The sequence below is a fragment of the Bordetella sp. 15P40C-2 genome (assembly GCF_009763235.1).
GTDB lineage: Bacteria > Pseudomonadota > Gammaproteobacteria > Burkholderiales > Burkholderiaceae_B > Bordetella_A.
This window is the reverse complement of record NZ_WSJA01000013.1, coordinates 1-17855: the sequence shown is the minus strand read 5'-3', so window position 1 is coordinate 17855 and position 17855 is coordinate 1. Positions and strand designations below refer to the sequence as shown.

17 protein-coding genes are annotated in these 17855 nt (G+C 60.3%); 9 read left to right on the top strand and 8 right to left on the bottom strand.

The genetic code is table 11. The annotated features are described in order from the left end of the window. Positions 1-29: 29 nt before the first annotated feature. On the top strand, positions 30-470 hold the full coding sequence (locus GOQ25_RS05430; protein WP_160349438.1) for a BPTD_2524 family lipoprotein: 441 nt from the start codon (positions 30-32) through the stop codon (positions 468-470). A gap of 69 nt (positions 471-539) precedes the next feature. Here GOQ25_RS05430 and GOQ25_RS05425 read toward each other — a convergent pair whose 3' ends face one another. Continuing rightward, complete coding sequence (locus tag GOQ25_RS05425; protein ID WP_160349437.1) at positions 540-950, bottom strand: PaaI family thioesterase; 411 nt, start codon at positions 948-950, stop codon at positions 540-542. A 95-nt stretch (positions 951-1045) separates the two neighbouring features. Between GOQ25_RS05425 and dinB the strand changes: the two genes are divergently transcribed. Further along, complete coding sequence (dinB, locus tag GOQ25_RS05420) at positions 1046-2149, top strand: DNA polymerase IV (protein WP_160349436.1); 1104 nt, start codon at positions 1046-1048, stop codon at positions 2147-2149. Positions 2150-2216: 67 nt separating this feature from the next. On the opposite strand, the gene GOQ25_RS05415 is transcribed toward dinB, so the two are convergent. Next, positions 2217-2681, bottom strand: coding sequence for a GatB/YqeY domain-containing protein (locus GOQ25_RS05415; protein ID WP_160349435.1), 465 nt, complete (start codon positions 2679-2681; stop codon positions 2217-2219). Between the two features lie 180 nt (positions 2682-2861). Between GOQ25_RS05415 and GOQ25_RS05410 the strand changes: the two genes are divergently transcribed. Further along, positions 2862-4109, top strand: coding sequence for a D-amino acid dehydrogenase (locus tag GOQ25_RS05410; protein ID WP_160349434.1), 1248 nt, complete (start codon positions 2862-2864; stop codon positions 4107-4109). A 63-nt stretch (positions 4110-4172) separates the two neighbouring features. Here GOQ25_RS05410 and GOQ25_RS05405 read toward each other — a convergent pair whose 3' ends face one another. Genes GOQ25_RS05405 through imuA form a run of 3 tightly spaced genes read right to left on the bottom strand, consistent with a single transcriptional unit; the run spans position 4173 to position 9619 of the window. Then, complete coding sequence (locus tag GOQ25_RS05405; RefSeq protein ID WP_160349433.1) at positions 4173-7394, bottom strand: error-prone DNA polymerase; 3222 nt, start codon at positions 7392-7394, stop codon at positions 4173-4175. Further along, positions 7387-9006 carry a DNA polymerase Y family protein gene (locus GOQ25_RS05400; RefSeq protein ID WP_236844493.1) on the bottom strand — a complete coding sequence of 540 codons (1620 nt, stop codon included), beginning with the start codon at positions 9004-9006 and terminating at the stop codon, positions 7387-7389. Before GOQ25_RS05400 ends, GOQ25_RS05405 begins: the two co-directional genes overlap by 8 nt. Beyond that, positions 8936-9619 carry a translesion DNA synthesis-associated protein ImuA gene (gene imuA, locus GOQ25_RS05395; protein ID WP_160349432.1) on the bottom strand — a complete coding sequence of 228 codons (684 nt, stop codon included), beginning with the start codon at positions 9617-9619 and terminating at the stop codon, positions 8936-8938. Before imuA ends, GOQ25_RS05400 begins: the two co-directional genes overlap by 71 nt. Positions 9620-9776: 157 nt before the next feature. Between imuA and ypfH the strand changes: the two genes are divergently transcribed. Continuing rightward, positions 9777-10481 (top strand): esterase, encoded by a 705-nt coding sequence (gene ypfH / locus GOQ25_RS05390; RefSeq protein WP_160349431.1) that lies wholly within the window; start codon positions 9777-9779, stop codon positions 10479-10481. A gap of 37 nt (positions 10482-10518) precedes the next feature. Here ypfH and queD read toward each other — a convergent pair whose 3' ends face one another. Beyond that, positions 10519-10962 (bottom strand): 6-carboxytetrahydropterin synthase QueD, encoded by a 444-nt coding sequence (queD, locus tag GOQ25_RS05385; protein ID WP_160349430.1) that lies wholly within the window; start codon positions 10960-10962, stop codon positions 10519-10521. 31 nt (positions 10963-10993) lie between these two features. Next, positions 10994-11626 (bottom strand): 7-carboxy-7-deazaguanine synthase, encoded by a 633-nt coding sequence (gene queE / locus GOQ25_RS05380; RefSeq protein ID WP_160349429.1) that lies wholly within the window; start codon positions 11624-11626, stop codon positions 10994-10996. Between the two features lie 194 nt (positions 11627-11820). Here queE and arfB point away from each other — a divergent pair, with 194 nt between their 5' ends. Continuing rightward, positions 11821-12237 (top strand): alternative ribosome rescue aminoacyl-tRNA hydrolase ArfB, encoded by a 417-nt coding sequence (arfB, locus tag GOQ25_RS05375; RefSeq protein WP_160349428.1) that lies wholly within the window; start codon positions 11821-11823, stop codon positions 12235-12237. A 9-nt stretch (positions 12238-12246) separates the two neighbouring features. Here the strand turns inward: arfB and GOQ25_RS05370 are convergent, their stop codons facing one another. Beyond that, positions 12247-13017: an NRDE family protein gene (locus GOQ25_RS05370; protein ID WP_160349427.1), complete on the bottom strand. Its 771-nt coding sequence runs from the start codon at positions 13015-13017 to the stop codon at positions 12247-12249. Positions 13018-13229: 212 nt separating this feature from the next. Here GOQ25_RS05370 and GOQ25_RS05365 point away from each other — a divergent pair, with 212 nt between their 5' ends. The 4 genes from GOQ25_RS05365 (at position 13230) to GOQ25_RS05350 (ending at position 17777) form a co-directional block, all read left to right on the top strand. Beyond that, positions 13230-13697 carry a type III secretion system chaperone gene (locus GOQ25_RS05365; RefSeq protein ID WP_160349426.1) on the top strand — a complete coding sequence of 156 codons (468 nt, stop codon included), beginning with the start codon at positions 13230-13232 and terminating at the stop codon, positions 13695-13697. An 18-nt stretch (positions 13698-13715) separates the two neighbouring features. After that, entirely contained in the window at positions 13716-15509 is a 1794-nt protein-coding gene (locus GOQ25_RS05360; protein ID WP_160349425.1) for a hypothetical protein, read from the top strand. A gap of 65 nt (positions 15510-15574) precedes the next feature. Next, positions 15575-16036, top strand: a complete 462-nt coding sequence (locus GOQ25_RS05355; RefSeq protein WP_160349424.1) for a type III secretion system chaperone — start codon at positions 15575-15577, stop codon at positions 16034-16036. 31 nt (positions 16037-16067) lie between these two features. Continuing rightward, entirely contained in the window at positions 16068-17777 is a 1710-nt protein-coding gene (locus tag GOQ25_RS05350) for a hypothetical protein (RefSeq protein ID WP_160349423.1), read from the top strand. Positions 17778-17855 lie beyond the last annotated feature (78 nt).

Genomic DNA, 17855 nt, shown 5'->3' with positions numbered 1-17855 from the left:
ATAATCGCAGCCACGATATGGGAGCGATCATGATGAGATTTGCAGTAGCCGCATTGGCGGTGGCGACCCTTGCCGCTTGCTCGACCGGGCTTTCTTCCGGGGGCAATACGCCAAGCGACAGTGTGACGGTGCAGTCGGACTACCGTTCGGTGTATCAGGCCGTGACCGAGCAGGCGGAGCGTTGTCTACGGGGTAAAGGGCAGGCCTATACGGTGCATGGCACGGTGGACGACGCTAGCCGCACAGCCTTGGTCCGCGTCGAGGCGCCGTTTACGGGAGACGATGTCGCGCGGATGAACATCAAGGGCGAGGGCGACCGTCAGACGCGAGTCGATATCGCGATGTGGGGGCGTGGTATCTGGAATGCGGGCGCGGTGCGTGCCATGCGCGCCGCAGCGATCTATCAGGTGCCGTCGTGCTCGACTTACATGCCGAGCGACCCTGTGCCCGAAGAACGCTCGAAACGTTAGGCGGGTGCTCTAGGAGGCGACAATTCACAGGCAGCGGCCCCGCGAGGCCGCGCCTGTCGTGGGGAACGTTCAATCCCCACCCGGGTGACTTTTCAACACCTTGAAGGAAGCCGAAGCCTTGGCTACCAATTCGCCCGCGGTGTTGCGAATTTCGCCCTCGCAGAACGCAATCGACGCACCGACGCGCAACGCCCGGGCCTCGATGATGAGATCGCCTTCGCCGGGCGCGAGAAAACTGGTGGTCATATCGATGGTGGCCATGCCCAGGTCCGGCTGATGCCCACGCGCGGCCGCGCTCATCGTGAAATCCAGCACGCTCATCATGGTGCCGCCGTGCACGACGCCCCGGCTGTTGGTCAGTTCCGGGCGCATCGGCAGGCGGGTACGGGCATGACCAGGCGCTAGGGTTTCGGGGATCAACCCCATCAGTTCCATCAGCGGGATCGTAAAGCCAAAATAATCAGTTTTCTGTGCAGTCATGGTTCTTCATTACGGATTTACTCTGACATCGTCAGGTCATGTGCATGATATTCTGATTTGCATATCCGTTTGCTGACCGCTTTATCGCTTTTGTCATGTCTTCCCCTACGCGCAAGATCGTCCACGTCGACATGGATGCGTTTTACGCGTCGGTCGAGCAGCGCGACAATCCCTCGCTCAAGGGTTTGCCGGTCGTGGTCGCGTGGAACGGTCCACGCTCGGTGGTCTGCGCGGCATCCTACGAGGCGCGCAAATTTGGCGTGCATTCCGCGATGTCGGTGGCGCGCGCGCAGCGGCTCTGCCCGAATGCGGTCTACGTGCCGCCCGACTTCAATCGTTATCGCGAAGTCTCCCGCCAGGTGCGGCAGATATTCGCGCGTCACACGGAGTTGGTGGAGCCCCTGTCGCTTGACGAAGCCTATCTGGACGTCACGGAAAATAAGCTGGGGTTCCCGTCTGCCACCGAGGTGGCGCAGGCCATCCGCCGGGAGATTTTCGAGCAAACGCGGCTGACCGCCTCAGCCGGTGTGGCGCCGAACAAGTTTCTCGCCAAGATCGCCTCCGATTGGAATAAGCCCAATGGGCAGTTCGTGATCAAGCCATCCCAGGTGCTGGCATTTTTGCAGCCATTGCCGGTGCGCAAGGTGCCTGGCGTCGGCAAGGTCATGCAGACGAAGCTGGAGTCGATCGGCGTGCAGACCGTGGGCGACCTGACGCGTTTCAGCGCCGCCGAGCTGGAGCATCATTTCGGGCGCTATGGCGTGCGGCTGTACGAATTATCGCAAGGGATCGATGAACGACCGGTACAGCCGGATGCACCCCGGCAACAGATATCGGCCGAAACGACGTTGATGGTCGACCAGCATCTGGATCAGATGGGCGAGGTGCTGGACCGGCTGGCCGATAAGGTCTGGGCCGAAGGCGTGAAGAAGGGCGCGATCGGCCGTACCGTGGTGCTGAAACTGAAAACCGATGGCTTCCGCATCCTGACGCGCACCTTGACGCTGGCGCGCATGCCTGCGTCCGCGCGCGATCTTGCCATCGTGGCCCGGCAACTATGCAGCCGGGTGGATCTGCCCGCATCGACCCTTTATCGTCTGGCGGGCATAGGCATGAGCAACTTCGAAGACGTCGCCGAACAGGCCCGGCAAGCCAGTCTGGACCTGTTCGATGACGAGGTGATGGCGGGGTCGAGCTGATGCCGGTTGTGGCACCGCGCATCGCGCCCGGCAGCCGCGATGCGTTGTGACGTGTCGGTAGGGGGGTTTAGCCGTTCAGGCGCTCTTTGACCTGTTTGGACACTTCGGCCATGTCGGCGCGGCCCGCCAAGGCAGGCTTGAGGATCGCCATGATCTTGCCCATCGCGGCGCCACCAGAGAGGCCTTGCCCCGTCACATCGGCAATGGCGGCGGCAATCGCGGCGTCCACTTCCTCGGGCGCGGCGGCCTGGGGCAGGAACTCGCGCAGCACTTCCAGTTCGGCCATCTCCTGCGCGGCGGTTTCGAGGCGACCTGCCTGCTCAAATGCGGCGATCGATTCGCGGCGCTGCTTGACCTGCTTTTCGATGATGGCCGTGACCTCGGCATCGCTCAGTTCTTTGCGTTCGTCGACTTCTTTCTGCTTGACGGCGGCGACCAGGAATCGCAGTGTGGCCAGACGGGCGGTATCGCGCGCACGCATGGCGTCTTTGACGGCGTCGGACAGGCGGGTTTTGAGCGTAGAAGTGCTCATGCTGAAACCTTTGTATGAGTACAGGAACAAACCTTAAGTGTAAACCTTGCGGTTTTGACTCAGACGGTCTGGCCCTGGCATAAACCTTAGGTTATGGTTGCCCGATAGCTTGATATTTGTCGGTAGGGTGTTCCGGTTTCAGAATAGAGCTTTCGATCGCTGTGTAATAAGGGTAGGTCCATGAAAGTATGCGTGATTGGCGCCGGTGTGATTGGCGTGACGTCGGCCTATTTTTTGGCAAGGCAGGGTCATGACGTCGTGCTGGTCGACAGCCGCGCGCAGCCGGCCATGGTGTCCAGTTATGCCAATGGCGGGCAGCTGAGCTATAGCTATGTGGCGCCTCTGGCAGGCCCCGGCGTGCTGCCGAGCGTGCCGGGCTGGTTGCTGCGCGCGGATTCGCCGCTGCGTTTTCGCCCGCGTCTGGATCCGCATCAATGGCGTTGGTGCCTGGAATTCGCGCTGGCTTGCCGCGCGTCGGTAGCGCAGACTTCAACCGCACAGCTGCAGTCCCTGTCGTATTTGAGCCGTGATGTGCTGCACCGCTTGCTGGCGGATGAGCCTATCGAGTTCGGTCATGTGCTTAATGGCAAACTGATCGCGTATCGCAGTCCGGAACTGCTGGAAAAAGCCCGCCGCCTGGTAGCCTATCAGGCCGAGTTGGGTGCCGAGCAGCGCGTGCTGGACGCGAGTGAAACGCTCGCGTTGGAGCCGGCGCTGGCCGGGCTGGGCAGCAATCTGGCGGGGGCGGTCTACACACCCAGCGAAGAGGCGGGCGATTGCCGTCAATTTACGGATGGCCTGTTTCAGCGCCTGAAAGCCCTGGGCAACGTCGAGGTGCAGATGTCGAACCCGGTACGGCGTTTACGCCGTCAGGGGCGCAAGATCGTGGCCGTGGAGACCGCCAAAGGCGATATCAAGGTCGATGCCGTCGTGCTGGCAGCGGGTGTGGGTTCGCGTGAACTCATCAAGCCGCTGGGCGGGGATGTGCCCTTGTATCCGCTCAAAGGGTATAGCCTGAGCGTGCCGATGGCCGAGGGCGACGAGACCGCGCCTCAGATCAGCGTCACGGATTATGAGCGTCGTATCGTGTATGCGCGCATTGGCAAGATTCTGCGCATCGCGGCGATGGTGGACATTGGCAGCCCCAACGCCGATATCGACCCGGCGCGTATCTCGTTGCTGAAGCAACAAGTCAATGAAGCCTTCCCGCAGCTGGATTTGTCAAAAGCCGAGCCTTGGGCGGGCCTGCGTCCGGCCACGCCGACGGGCAAGCCGCTGATTGGTGAAAGTCGGGTCGCGGATAACCTGTGGCTGAATCTGGGGCAGGGGGCGCTGGGCTTTACGCTGGCCTGTGGTAGTGCGGCACTGTTGACGGCTCAGATGTCCGGGTTGCCGTTGCCGATCGACGCAACGCCGTTCAGGCCTTGATGCGGCCGTAGTGCCGCGAATCGCCGGGATGATGTGGGTCGTTTGAGCCGCGCGTACCTGTCCTCAATGAAAATCCCGGCTGCGCGCGGCCAATCCGCCGAGTAAGGACGAAAGATCCACAAGTCTTTGCGCGATGAGATGGCGGATGCCTTGCACGTCCTGCCACGTGCCATATACCCCTAACAGCGTAGCGCCCAGCAATTCGCGGCGTTGACGCTCCATCAGTTCGGCCCGTACCACCACGTTGATCGGGCCGGTCTCGTCTTCCAGTGTCACGAATACCGTGCCCTTCGCCGTTTGGGGGCGCTGGCGCGTGGTCACCAGCCCGCAGGCGCGTGCCAATCGGCGATCGGGATAGGTGTTGAGTACTGCCGCGGTCTCAAAGCGCAGGCTTTGCAGATGTTGGCGCAGCAACGCAAGCGGATGACCGCGCAGGCTTAAGCGCAGGCTGCGATAGTCATCGATGATGGATTGCCCGTCGGTGGGTTCGGGTAGTGCTGGCGTGTCGGGTTCGATGATGTCGGCGTGCCGCAGCAAATCGCGGCTGGTGATGCTGGCGCTGGCCTCCCAGCTGGCCAGCCGGCGCGGACCCACCAGCGTGTGCAGCGCGTCGCCATGCGCCAGGGCGTCCATTTCATGACGATTGAGGTTTGCCCGGCGCGCGAGGTCCTGAGCATGCGCGAATGGCTCCATAGCCCGCGCCTGGACGATACGCCGGGCGGCCGCCTCGGATAAGCCCTGTATTTGATTGAATCCTAAACGAACGGCGGGGCGAGGCATGGTCTGGCTGTCGCGCGATGCCGTGGGTTCCGATGTTGGAGCGATCCCCTCGGCAGGCGATCCAGGTAGAGCCGATTCCAACGTAGCTTCCCAATCGCTCACCATCACATCGACGGGCAACACTTGCACCCCATGCCGGCGCGCGTCTTGCACCAGTTGTGCCGGGGCATAAAACCCCATGGGTTGAGAGTTGAGCAATGCCGCCAGAAATGCCTCGGGCTCATGACATTTCAGCCATGCGCTGTCATAGGCCAGGAGGGCAAAGCTCGCGGCATGGCTTTCCGGAAACCCGTATTCGCCAAAGCCCTCGATCTGTCGGATGATCGAGGCGGCGAACTCCTCGGTATAGCCATTGCGCAGCAAGCCATTGATAAGCTTTTGATTGAACTTGTCGATGCCCCCTTTACGGCGCCATGCCGCCATGGAACGCCGCAGTTCGTCGGCTTCACCCGGTGTGAAATCGGCCGCCACCATGGCGATCTGCATCACTTGCTCTTGAAAAATAGGCACGCCCATCGTGCGCTTGAGCACTTCGCGCACGGCTTCGCTGGGATAGCTCTCGGCCTCGAGACTCTGGCGCCGTCGCAGATAGGGATGCACCATGCCCCCCTGAATGGGGCCCGGGCGCACGATGGCGACTTGAACGACCAGATCGTAGTATTCGCGTGGCCGGAGTCTGGGCAGCATGCTCATCTGCGCACGCGATTCGATCTGAAATACGCCCACGGTATCGGCCGCGCAGATCATGTCATAGGTAGCGGGGTCTTCCTTGGGGATATCAGGCAGCGTCCATGTCTGTCCGCGCCGCAGGCTCACCAGATCGAGCGCGCGACGCAGCACGGACAACATGCCCAAGGCCAGCACATCGACCTTCAGCAAACCCAGCGCATCCAGATCGTCCTTGTCCCATTGCACCACGCTGCGATCGGGCATGGCGGCGTTTTCAATGGGTACCAGCCGCGCCAGATTGTCCCGCGCGATCACAAAGCCGCCCGGATGCTGAGACAAATGGCGAGGAAAGTTGATCAGCGTTTCGGCCAGGATGGCCCAGTGCTTGGCCACCGTCGATTCCGGGTCCAGGCCACAGCCGCCCAGTGTGCGCAGCAAGCCTTTTTTGCTATCCCACCATTGGTGTGCACGCGCGACAGCATTGATCACACCCGGGTCGATTCCTAGTGCGCGTCCGGTATCGCGCAGTACGCTGCGCGGCCGATAGGAAATGACCACACCGGTCAACGCCGCGCGGCGCCGACCGTATTTGCGGTAGATGTACTGGATCACCTCTTCGCGGCGCTGATGTTCGAAATCAACGTCGATGTCGGGCGGCTCGTTGCGTTCTTTGCTGATGAACCGTTCAAACAAGGTCTGGCTACGTTCCGGGTCCACCGCGGTGATGCCCAGGTAATAACACACGGCCGAGTTCGCAGCCGAGCCGCGCCCCTGACACAAGATATGATGATCGCGGGCATACCGCACGATGTCGTAAACGGTAAGGAAATAGGGCTCATACTGCATCTCGGCGATCAAGGACAATTCTTTTTCGATCTGATCGCGGATGGCGATAGGGATTCCGTTGGGGAATCGCCGCTCGGCGCCCGCATACACCTCTTTACGCAGGTAGCTGGTGGGCGTTTCTCCCTCGGGTACGATTTCGTCCGGATATTCGTAGCGCAGCGAGCGCAGCGTAAACGTGCAGCGCCGCGCGATGGCCACGGTTTCGGTCAGCATCTCGGCGGGATAGAGCGAGGCCAGTCGCAGGCGGCTGCGCAGATGTTGTTCGGCATTGGCCTGCAGGGCATAGCCGCACTGCGCGACTGTGCGTTTAAGGCGTATCGCGGTCAGCGTATCGTGCAGAGGTTTGCGTGAACGCACATGCATATGCACATGACCCAGCGCGGTGACCGGCAAACCGGTGCGCTGGGACGCCTGCTGCACCGCCTGACGATGCAGATCGTCGCGGGCTTCATGCAGCAATGTCAGGCCGAGCCAGGCGCGGCCCGGAAAAACCTCAGCGAGCCATTGCGCATGCCGTGCGATGTGTTCAGCGGGCGTCCCATGCTCGGGCGCCAGGATGGCCAGGCAATCGGGCATATTGCGTAAATGCGCATACTCGGGCCCCGGCGCGGTGATATCGTCCAGCAGCAATCGATACGAGCCCTTTTCAGCGCGGGAGCGGCCCAGCGTGATGAGCTCCGACAGGTTGCCATAGCCCTCGCGCGTCTGCGCCAGCAAGACCAGCGACAGGGTGGGAGCATGCGGCGAGGTGCCGGTTTGCAGGCGCAGCGTGCTGCCAACGATCAGCGGGATCTCTTGTTTTTCGGCTTCTATCAATGCGCGCACGACGCCTGCCACGGAGCACTCGTCCGTGATCGCAATCGCCGAATAGCCCAATTGTGCGGCCTGAGTGACCAGCTCCTCGGGGTGCGAGGCGCCTTGCAAAAAGGAAAAATTCGACAGGCACTGCAGCTCCGCATACGCGGGCAGTCCATACGTGGCTTCAACCATAGCGCCCATGCAAAAACCAGCGCGCGTTCTCCGTATCGCGCTCGCGATAAATCCAGTATCTGGCACCCGCCTCGTCTTCGGCCACGAAATAGTCGCGCAGCGTCAGTGCCGCATCCCACCAGCCGCTTTCGATGCGTTCCGGACCCCGCACCAGACGCAAAGTCTGGCCGGCATACACGGGGCGATGATGACGCACCTGGAGCGCGAGTGCGGGCTCTAACAGCCAGAACGGTCGATCCATCAGATCAAAGCGGGGTTGGGACGCGGTGGGCAGAGCGGCCCAGGTATCGATGTGGCCAAGAGGATGGTTGCTAGCCCGGGACACGCCGCCCGCGCCGATTATCGAGCGGCCGGGCGGTACGGGGGTTCCTCGCGCCGACTTCGCGGATACCCGTTTCTGGCGCGAGGCCGTAGCCGGGGCATCCGCTTCTTGCGCAGGCCCCCATCGATTCGCTACCTCCGGCCGATGGTCGGCGACCGGGCGTGGCTGCAGTACGCGCTCGCGCCCCAGGCGCGCGCTCAACAAATCCAGCAGGCGCGCATGATCGGCCAGCGAACCGCCGGGTTCCGGAAACAGGCTGGTGCTGGCCTCGGGCTGTTCCACGGTTTCGTCGACCTGCAGGCATAGCGCGATCGCGGGGGCCTCGAGAGGCAGCCGGCCCAATCGTTCGCGCAGCAGGTTCAACAAGTGATGCGCCTGCCATGCCGGTTGAGCGAGCCGGATAAGCAAGGCGGTGGGCGGCCGGGCGTGGCGGCCGCGTTCATGTTCGATCGACAGCGTGATGTGCTGTACCGCCAGGCGTCGCGCCGTGAGCCAGCCGCAGAGCGGCTCGATCAGTCTTTGTGCCCAGGACAATATCGCCTCGGCATGTTCGATGTAGTCGGGCAGCTCCAGTCGTTGCTGAAAACGCGCGGGGGGCGTGATCCAGAGATGGCATTCGGGTACGGCGCCGTAGGCGGTATCCATGGCCTGCATCAGCTCGGGCCCGCAACGCCGCTGCAACCCCGCGCGCGGCAAGCGGCGCAGCGCTCCTAACGTGCGACATCCGATACTGTGCAGCCATTCCAGCCGCGCCGCGGCGGGTGGCAAGAGCGCGCAAGGCAAGGCATCGAGCTGACGCGTGAGCGTCGCGATGCGCAGCGCGCGACGCGGCCCCCGGGCACGCGGCTGCCGTGCCAATAACCAGGCGCCTTGAGCCGTGGGCGCCATGCCGAGCCGGGCATGCAGATTCATGCCGCGCAGCGTCTCGGCAATGCGCCGCTGCAACCGGCGCGGCCCGCCGAAATACGTCAAACTGGCATCCACCTTTAGCAGCAGGGTATCGGGTTCGGCGACGGCGATCTCGGGGGTGTATTGCAGCAAGGCGAGCGCGGCTTCCTGCAGCAGTTGCTCCTCCGCGACCGGATCACGCGCCAGCAACGGTACGTCTGGCGCAATCGCCGCCGCGCCCGCGCGACGCATGCCCGCTTGGATCCCGGCCTGCGCGGCCGCCGGCGTCAGTGCGAGCACCCGCATCTGATCCAAGACCGCGAAAGCCATATCAAGAGACCAGTGAGGGCGCGTCGCGTCTAAGGGCAGGCTGTGTAGATGGGTGGCGATCCACAGAGGCATGATCAGAGGACTCGAAAACCAAAAGCAGCGGTTGCGCCACGGCGGGGCCACGCCGTTTCAGAATCTGCACGGATAAACCGCCCGGCGCGGGCGATAGCGCCAGGCGCAAAGGCGCGGGCGAGGCTTGTTGTGCCGCCGTGGCCGGCCGCATGACAAAGCACAAGGTCTCGGCCGCTTGCGCGGCCAGATGCAGGCGGCGCAGCGACTCCACCCGCACGCGTGGCAACCAGCACAGCAGCGCGCCGCAACTGCCATGTTTAAGGATCTGCTCGGCCGCCCAGAGCGCATCCATCGGCCGCTCGGGCGCCACCCACAACAGCTGGGAAGGATTCAAGCGCCATCCCTGCCAGCAGGCCACATGCGGCATATGCGGTGGCTGCACCAGGGCGATAGGATGATCCCGGTCTAATTGCGCCACAGCAGGCTGCAGCAGACGGATTTCGCCTATTCCCGCATGCGGCAGGAGCAATTCGATCAACGCGCCCGCAGGCCACCCGCCACCGGGCAATTGGGCCGACAGGGCCGCATAGCCGGTAGCCACGCCACGGGTGGCGCTGCGCGCCAGTTGGGTGGCGCGCCAGAGGGAAGGGTGGATGTGCTCGGGCGCTAACATGGTAATTCCAAAAGACTGTGTAAATATACAGTATTTTGGAATTGCCGCAGGAGCAGAACCCTTCGAAAAAAGCGCGTTCGTCATTAATGCAGTAGGCTTGCTCTGAGCCCCGGCATTAACGGGGCTGTCACAGATCACCTATTGCTGGAGCATATTTATGAGCGAGCCCGAAGGCCTGGAGTTTCTGCCCGAGGCGGACACCGACATCAAGCTGTTGTTTGTCCTGTTGCATGGCGTGGGCGGGACACCTCAGCATCTGGTGCCCCTGGCAGAGGCCTTGCGAGCCGCGTTTCCCGCAGCGGCCATTCTGGTGCCAGCCGGCTTTGAGCCGTATGACAGTGCGCCTTCGGGACGTCAGTGGTTTTCGGCGCGCGGCATCGACGAGGACAATCGCGCCGCGCGTGTCGCTCAGGCAATGCCTGCACTGGTGGAATACGTGCGCGCGGCACAAGCTCGCTTCGGGTTGCTGCAGTCCGACACCGCGTTGGCGGGCTTTTCGCAAGGCGCCATCATGGCGTTGGAAGCCGTGCAGGCGCACGATGGCCTGGCCGGGCGCGTACTGGCCTTTTCGGGCCGTTATGCACGTCTGCCCAAGGTCGCACCGCACTACACGACGATTCATCTGTTGCATGGCGCCGATGATGCGGTAATGAACGTGAGCTACGCGCAAACTGCACAGGCTTGGTTAGATTCCCTGCATGGCGATTGCACCATCGATGTGGCCAGCAAGGTCGGCCACGAACTGCACCCGGCGCTGGTGCAACGCGCGATCGAGCGGCTGCAGACTTGCGTGCCCTTGCGCAGCTGGGAAGCCGCGCTAGGCTTGAATCAAACGCCGCCTTCGGGCGAAACGCTCCATTGAGCCACGGTAGCAACCTTCTGCCAGCCGACGCGCGACCTCAGCCCTCGAAATCCGCCCAGCAGTTCGGCGTTTCGTACAGGCGCACCCGGCTCAGGCGCAGCGAGGCGCCGTAATGCCCGTGATAGTGGGGCGCCAGGCTGCGGTAGATCACCTGGGCCAGGTTCTCGGCTGTGGGGATGCAGTCCAACACCACGGTCTTATGTCCCGGCAAGGTCTCCAGGAAACCGCGCACGGTCTCATCGCCGCGATACACCAGAAAAGCATGATCCCAAACATCGACGATATGCTGTTTGGCGATGGATTTGATTTCGGAGAAATCCATCACCATGCCGTTATCCGATTCACCGGGCGCATCGACGACGTCGCCCGTTAATGTGATTTCTAGTACATAACGGTGCCCATGCAAATTGCGGCACTGACTGCGGTGATCGGGGATGCGATGCCCGGCATCGAATTCCAGCTTGCGCGTCACGGAAATCATCGCGTGCCTCGCAAGGGGTGGGACGTCATCATTACGGAATGCCTATGTATTTATGAGTCTGCAAGCTCAACCGCCACTGCGGATGTTGCAGGCAGTACTGAACGGCTTGCTCGGTATGGACGGCGCGCGCCGGTCCATCCATGGGCTGCAGGAAAAAGTGTTCGAAATCGAGATGCGCGAATCGTTCGGGCAGCGCGTTGGTCTGGGGATAGACGAGCTTAAGCTCGCTGCCGCGCTCGATCACTACAGGCGCGGTTCCTTTGGGGCTGACGCATATCCAATCGATACCCGGGGGCGGCTTGAGTGTGCCGTTGGTCTCGATCGCGATGGTAAAACCATGCGCGTGCACGGCCTTGATCAAGGCTTCATCGAGCTGCAGCAACGGTTCGCCGCCGGTAAAGACGACGTAACGGTTAGCCGTGTCGGCCCCCCACGTTTGAGCGATGGTGTCAGCCAGCAAGTCGGCCGTGGTGAACTTGCCCCCGCCCATACCGTCGACCCCGACAAAATCGGTGTCGCAAAATGTGCAGGCGGCACTCGCGCGATCGGCCTCGCGCCCAGACCAGAGGTTGCACCCGGCAAAACGGCAGAACACAGCTGCGCGCCCAGCGTGCGCGCCTTCGCCTTGCAGGGTCTTGAAGATTTCTTTGGCGGAATAAGTCATGGAAAATGCGTTGCGCCATGGGGCGTTGCGCCATTCGGCGTGCCCCGGCAGGGGTGTTCCTGACGGGAATCGACTATTTTACCGGGATGTAGCCCCGAATCGGTGCGCGCGGGGTGTTTTCACAGTGTCGCAGCCCGCATAAGGTATCCTGCTCCATGCAGTGACCAACAAGGCGCCGTCACGGCGCGGCAGCTATGTACCATATCCAAAATGACCTCTACCTGGACGAGCAGGAGGTCGAATTCAGCATGATACGGGCGCAAGGCGCGGGCGGCCAGAACGTCAACAAAGTGTTCAGCGCCGTGCATCTGCGCTTCGACGTGCACGCCTCCAGCTTGCCGGAGGCCATCAAGACTGCGCTATGCGAGGCGTCCGATCGCCGCGTGTCCAAGGACGGCATCATCGTCATCAAGGCGCAGACCTACCGCAGCCAGGATAAAAACCGCGCCGAGGCGCTGGAACGTCTGGCCGAACTGATCCGTTCCGTCTCTAAACCCGTCAAACCCAGACGGCCAACACGCCCCACGCGCGCGTCGCAGCGGCGCCGGGTCGAAGGTAAAGTTCAACGGGGCGACACGAAACGGCTGCGCGGTAAGGTAGTCGCCGACTAAGGTGCGCCGTCACGCCCGCCATGCAAACGTCAAATCACTATCGCCGATTGCCTCCCCGGCAGCGTTGAATTGCCGCTCATGCAACTCGCCGCGTCCGTCCGCATGTAGCGCCAGTACGGTAGATGCTCTGGTGCCATAGTCCGGGCTGACGATGAACGGACTGCTCAGCAAGCGTTCGCGCGCGAGCGGGATGCCGGTACATGGCAGTTCCGAGTCTATAGCAGGCGTACGGTCGGCCAGCATGGCATACAGGCCCGTCAGATCCGGCTGAACGGTGCCCCCCAGCAGGCGCACGAATGCCGAGCGGGTTCGACGCAGTTTGGGCCAAGGGGTGTCCAATAAATGATTCGATACCGCGTAAACGCCTGGCGTCAGCCGGCGTGGAACGCCTTCGCGATTACTGTAATAAGCCGCCTGCTCCGGGTCGCCCACAATCAGGTTAAAGCCGTTGTAGCGCGCGCCGCGCGCGTGTACGTCGGCCAGATACGCCATGGGATCCCGATCGCTGCGCAAAAACGATTCGACCAGTGCGCCCCGGGACGGGGCGTCGACCAGCAAGCGACGCGGGTCCCGGACGTTGGTGAGAATCGCATAGCGCCCGAATTCGTTGACGCCCATCCACGTGCCGCCGCCGCGTAAATCGCGTCCAGCGTAAAGACGTGGCTGCCCTGGCCAAGCCCCGGCCGCCTGCGCGGGCCGCGCATGAAACTCGTCCCGGTTGGCGGCGATCAGTACCGGCACACCGGGTACATGACGAACAGCGAATACAGCTAAACACATAAGTGATCCAAATCATCTTGCCGCGAGTCGCTACTTACACTTCAGTGCGCTCAGTGCCGGCCAAACGAAAAATAAACCGCATCTTACGCCGTCACTGACTGAGGGAGCGCACCCTCCATGCGTTGCAAAATAATTGAGATTTAGAGGAACTAAGTGAAATTATAAGTCACAAAATGGAGGTCGAATAGCGCATTTTCTTTGAAGGAGTTGGCATGCTGTCTAATGTGGACCCGCGCGCGGTCCTAAGGAAATTCGGTCAAGGCATCGGTATCACCGACCTCGCACTGGATGCCGAGGGCCACTGTTACCTCAGCTTTGATGAGATGGTGGTCGAAATCAGGCTTCACGAGGAAGCCGGGCGCTTTACCGCCTCTTCTCAGATCGCAACCCTACCGCCGAAAGTCGGGGAACTCCTGTTGACGCGTTATCACGCGTTGAACTACCTGGGCCTTGTCATGGGTACCGGCGCGATCGGCGCAGATCCCTCCACCCTCGCGGTCCATTATCTGCAGCACATTCCCCTGCGCGGTCTCGATGAAACCATCTTCAGCAAAGCAATGACCATGATGGTCAACCGCGTCGAAAAACTGACCCACTGGCTCGCAACGGAACCCCCGGAAGCAGCGGTATCCAGCGAAAACGAACGCATGAACGCTTTCATGCTGTCTCTACACGCTTAATCAAGCTAGGAACATGCCATGACCATTACCGTGCAGGCCTTTTGGGACGCGGCCAGAGGGACGTCCGGAGACATCTTACTCACCAAGGACAAGAGCGGGCTCCAAAGTCAATACTCTGGCTTCCTAGGAAGGATCGTATCCTGGTTCCGCGGCATCGGTGCCGAAGAACATCGTGCCGTGAGGGACCATTTTGCCGCCGCGCTGAAACGCGAATACGGCGACCAGGTGATGGACCACCCGCAAGTGCAAACTATGTTGGGCGGTGCCAACTCCGACGGTAAGCCGCTGGCTGCTCGCGTCGTTCGAGATGTAACGCAGTTCGCCGATACGGAACGCAAGAGCAGATATAAACAACAAAATCTGGCGCTAGCGGCTCTTGGGAAAAGCGGTGAGTCGATAGAAGTGAGCGCGCCGTACAAGGACCTTCGCGCCCTCAAACAGGCGGCAGCGAACTTCAATCGCTACGTCGACGCCGCAGGAAAAAGTTCGCGACTTATCAACGCTATGGCGGACTTTGTCAATAAGCCTGACTCTGAACCATTAAAAACGCTCGCGGGCGCAGACGGTACGGCATATGTAAATTTCGTCGACGCGTTCAAGTCCGCCGGTGGTGGCGAGGATGTCGCCAAGGCTGCGTCTAGCGAGCGACTACAAGCCAACTGCGCCAAGTACGCGCCGAACGATTCACCCACTACGATTCGCGATGCCGCGCAGTTTGCATCGTCGCAGGTGCTTAGTGAGCTCAAGCAGCACTGCGATCAGCTGCTCTCGGCGAAGCCCGCCGAACTTGCCAGCGTTGCGAAGAGCATAATCGCGCACACCCGGGCTCGACAGGACGGTATGTTCGAGGCGTATCGAATGCTGTCGAAGCCGGGAATACTTGAGGGCCTTCCCCAATCGGATGTTGCCCTGTTGCGCGGGCTCAAAATGGATCTGGAGACTCGTCTGTTACAGATGAGGAACCCCGATGGGCCCTATCAGCAGCTCATTGCTTTTGCGGCCATGGCTGTCCAGGACCCCTCGAGGTTCCGATCCAGGCTAAATCCGCTGGCAGGCGGCAACATCCCCATACGGTTGCCTCGCGCGGGTAATGGAAACAACAAGCTGCTGGTTATCTCTTCTTCTTATCCAGACCTCGATTCGATGAAAGTGGCGGCTGGAAAATTCAGCCGTTTTATCGATTTTGCAGGCAAAAAGGCGCTGCTTGTCGCCGATATGACCAACTATATAAACCGGCCGGATGCGGACTTATTAAGCCGCTTGCGCGAGAGCGAGCCATCGCTAGGCCGTTTCGTGCAGGCGTTCGACGACGGTCTTAGCGACCCGCGCTTCTCGCAGGCGGCGCTAAATGACACCGTCAGGACGAACTGCATCAAATTGCGCATAGACCCGATGGGCGCGGCGGTTGAGAACGCCCTGGTGGCCGCTACGGTGCAAATCCCGACCCGTTTCAAAATGCTTTGTGACGAACTGATCGCGGCCGATCCGCAAAATACGGGATTCGCGCAGGGCAAGAGCGCCGAAATCCTCAGCGTCGCCGCTGCGCAGATAGCAACGATAGAAAACGGCATCAAAGTGCTTTCGAATCCGCGTGTCTATCAAGCGTTGCCCGATAACCGACTGCCGGCGGTATCCAGCGAGGACCGCGCGATCCTGGCAGAGCTGAAGGGCGGGCTAGAGGAACGGCTTGAGCAGATGAAAGACCCCGAAGGGCCGTTTCAGCAATTCATCGCCTTTGCGGCGATGGTCGCTCAGGACCCGGCGGGCTATTTGTCATCTCTCCCCGCTGCGACAGAGACCACTGAAATTTAGTGGAACAAAAATCTTTTCTGTAGTCACTCATTGCGTGAGAGAGACATTAATCCTAAGGACTAACCATGCTGACACTTGCGAACCCTAATGACATATTGACCAACTTTGGCAAGAGCATTGGTATTGCGGATATCGCCTTCGACCAGGACGGCCATTGCTGTCTAGGATTCGACGATCTGGTCGTGGACATCGCGATTAGTGAAGACAACGAACACTTCATTATTTCATCAAAGATCGCGACCGTACCGATTGACGCGCCTGTATCCGTACTGACGGGATATCTTTCGCTGAACTACATCGCGCTGTCGATGGGCATTGGCGCTATCGGTCTGGACATCACCAAGCGCCTCGTTCGATATGTCGATCGCATCTCAATGCATGATCTGGATGACGAGGCCTTTCTTGGCGAGATGACGCGATTCGTTAATCGGACCGAGAAGTTGGTGTCGTGGTTGTCGGCGGCGCATTTCGATAATGCCGCGTCTGGCGGTGCGGAAAAGATCACCGACTTTATTAAGTCTCTCTGATATTAACAATACAGGATAGGGAGTCATCGAAATGGCTATCAGTTTGGAAGCTTTCCGCAACGTCGCGACTAAAGACACGAACGTTCTTGAACTCAAAAACAACAATACGACGGTCCAAAGACAAGGGACCTTGTCAGCATTGTTTGGGAAAGTGGTCTCGTGGCTGACGGGCACCGACCAGCTTGCTGAGCATAAGGCCGTCAAGCAAGAGTTTGTCAATGCCCTGCGGAATCATTATGGTGCAAGGGTGCTGGAAACCGATGGGATGCGCAAGCTGTTGGAGCAATTGATGGCCCCCGACGACAAACCGTTGACCGCGTACAGAGCGTGTAACATCATGGCCAGTGCCGACTTCCATGCCAAACCCTTTCATCATCAGAAGCCGCTGTCAACGATCAGCAGCGCCCTCAAGGGAGCGTCGTCGTATGAGCACATCGGCGAATTGTACGAAGCGGCAACTCAATTTGGCGGCCAGGTCGATTTTCGGAACAAGAAGGCGCTGGTGCTCGAAGCTATCGCACAACACGTGGCGAACCCTGATCCCAAGGGGTTAAGAGAATTGAGCGAAGCTGCAGGACCGCACTATGCGCGTTTTGCGGGTATTTTCGGACGCAACGACATAAAGGAAGACGTGCTCGAGTCTCTTCAGAACAAACTGCTAAAAACCGATGACCCCGTGAAAGCCGAGGAGCATATCGCGGCTGTTATGAAGGCATATGGCAGGGCTAAAACTGACGTCGTGAAGAATATGTCGAATCTCACTAGTGAATTGCTTCAAGCAGAGAATCGCGGCGACGTCGAACTAGTGAGTGAACGACTTATGAGAACAATGACCCAACAATGCCAGGATATATGGGAGGGGGAGAAGGCGCTGAAGGAGCTGATTAATACAAAGGGGCTGCCGCAGGGTGACGTGCAGGCGCTCAGGGATTTGAAGAGTGCGCTGGTAAATCGGCTGGACGAAATTAGCCACCCCGAAGGGCCTTTCCAACAACTTATCGCGTTCGCCGCGATGGCGGCTCAAGCCCCTGAAGAATTCTTGGTTCCGTTGCATAGCGAGGCCCCGAAACCCATCGTACGCGGCACTGTCAGCTTAGAGGCCGGGGGCGCGGATGGTGATAGGACGGTGCGTTCGGCGTATGAAGATATCGACGCGCTAAGGACGGCGGCGGCCAATTTTCGTGAAAAAATTGGCTTTAAGAATGGGAAGTTCGAGGCGTTGAGCGACCTGTTGCAGTATATCAACCAGCCTGACGAAAAGGGCCTTAAGCGGTTGCGTCAGGTCGGTGGGGAAAAATTGGTGCAGCTCGGCGAAGCCTTCAAAGCACATGAAAACGATGGACGAAGGGTCGAGGTAGCGCAAAAAACGCGGGTAAAGGAAAACGCAGTTGCCTACTTGAACGGCTTGCGAGAAAAACCGAGCGAGTCGCCGGCCACAGTCTGGAGCACCTTTGTCGGCTCGGTCCCTCAAACGTTTGTACAACATCAAATAACGATAGCGGAATTACTCCGTGCGCGTGACGTGAAGACCGTCGAAAACATAAGTCGCGAGTTAGTAGGCAGAATGCAAAACCAAATGATCCGCACGCAGTACGGTGTCGCAGCACTCGCGGATGCCTCTTTATACGAGGGTCTTTCGCTGGACGATAAAGTACAACTTCGAGGCTTGCATAGCGCAATGGAGGGGCGACTGGAAGCGATGGGTGATCCCGAGGGGGGGTGTCAGAAATTCCGTGTTTAAGGCGGGTTAAAAATCAAATGGAAGGACGGACGAAGCGATCCTCATAGAGGATAGCAAACTGGATCATGGCCTGTTTCC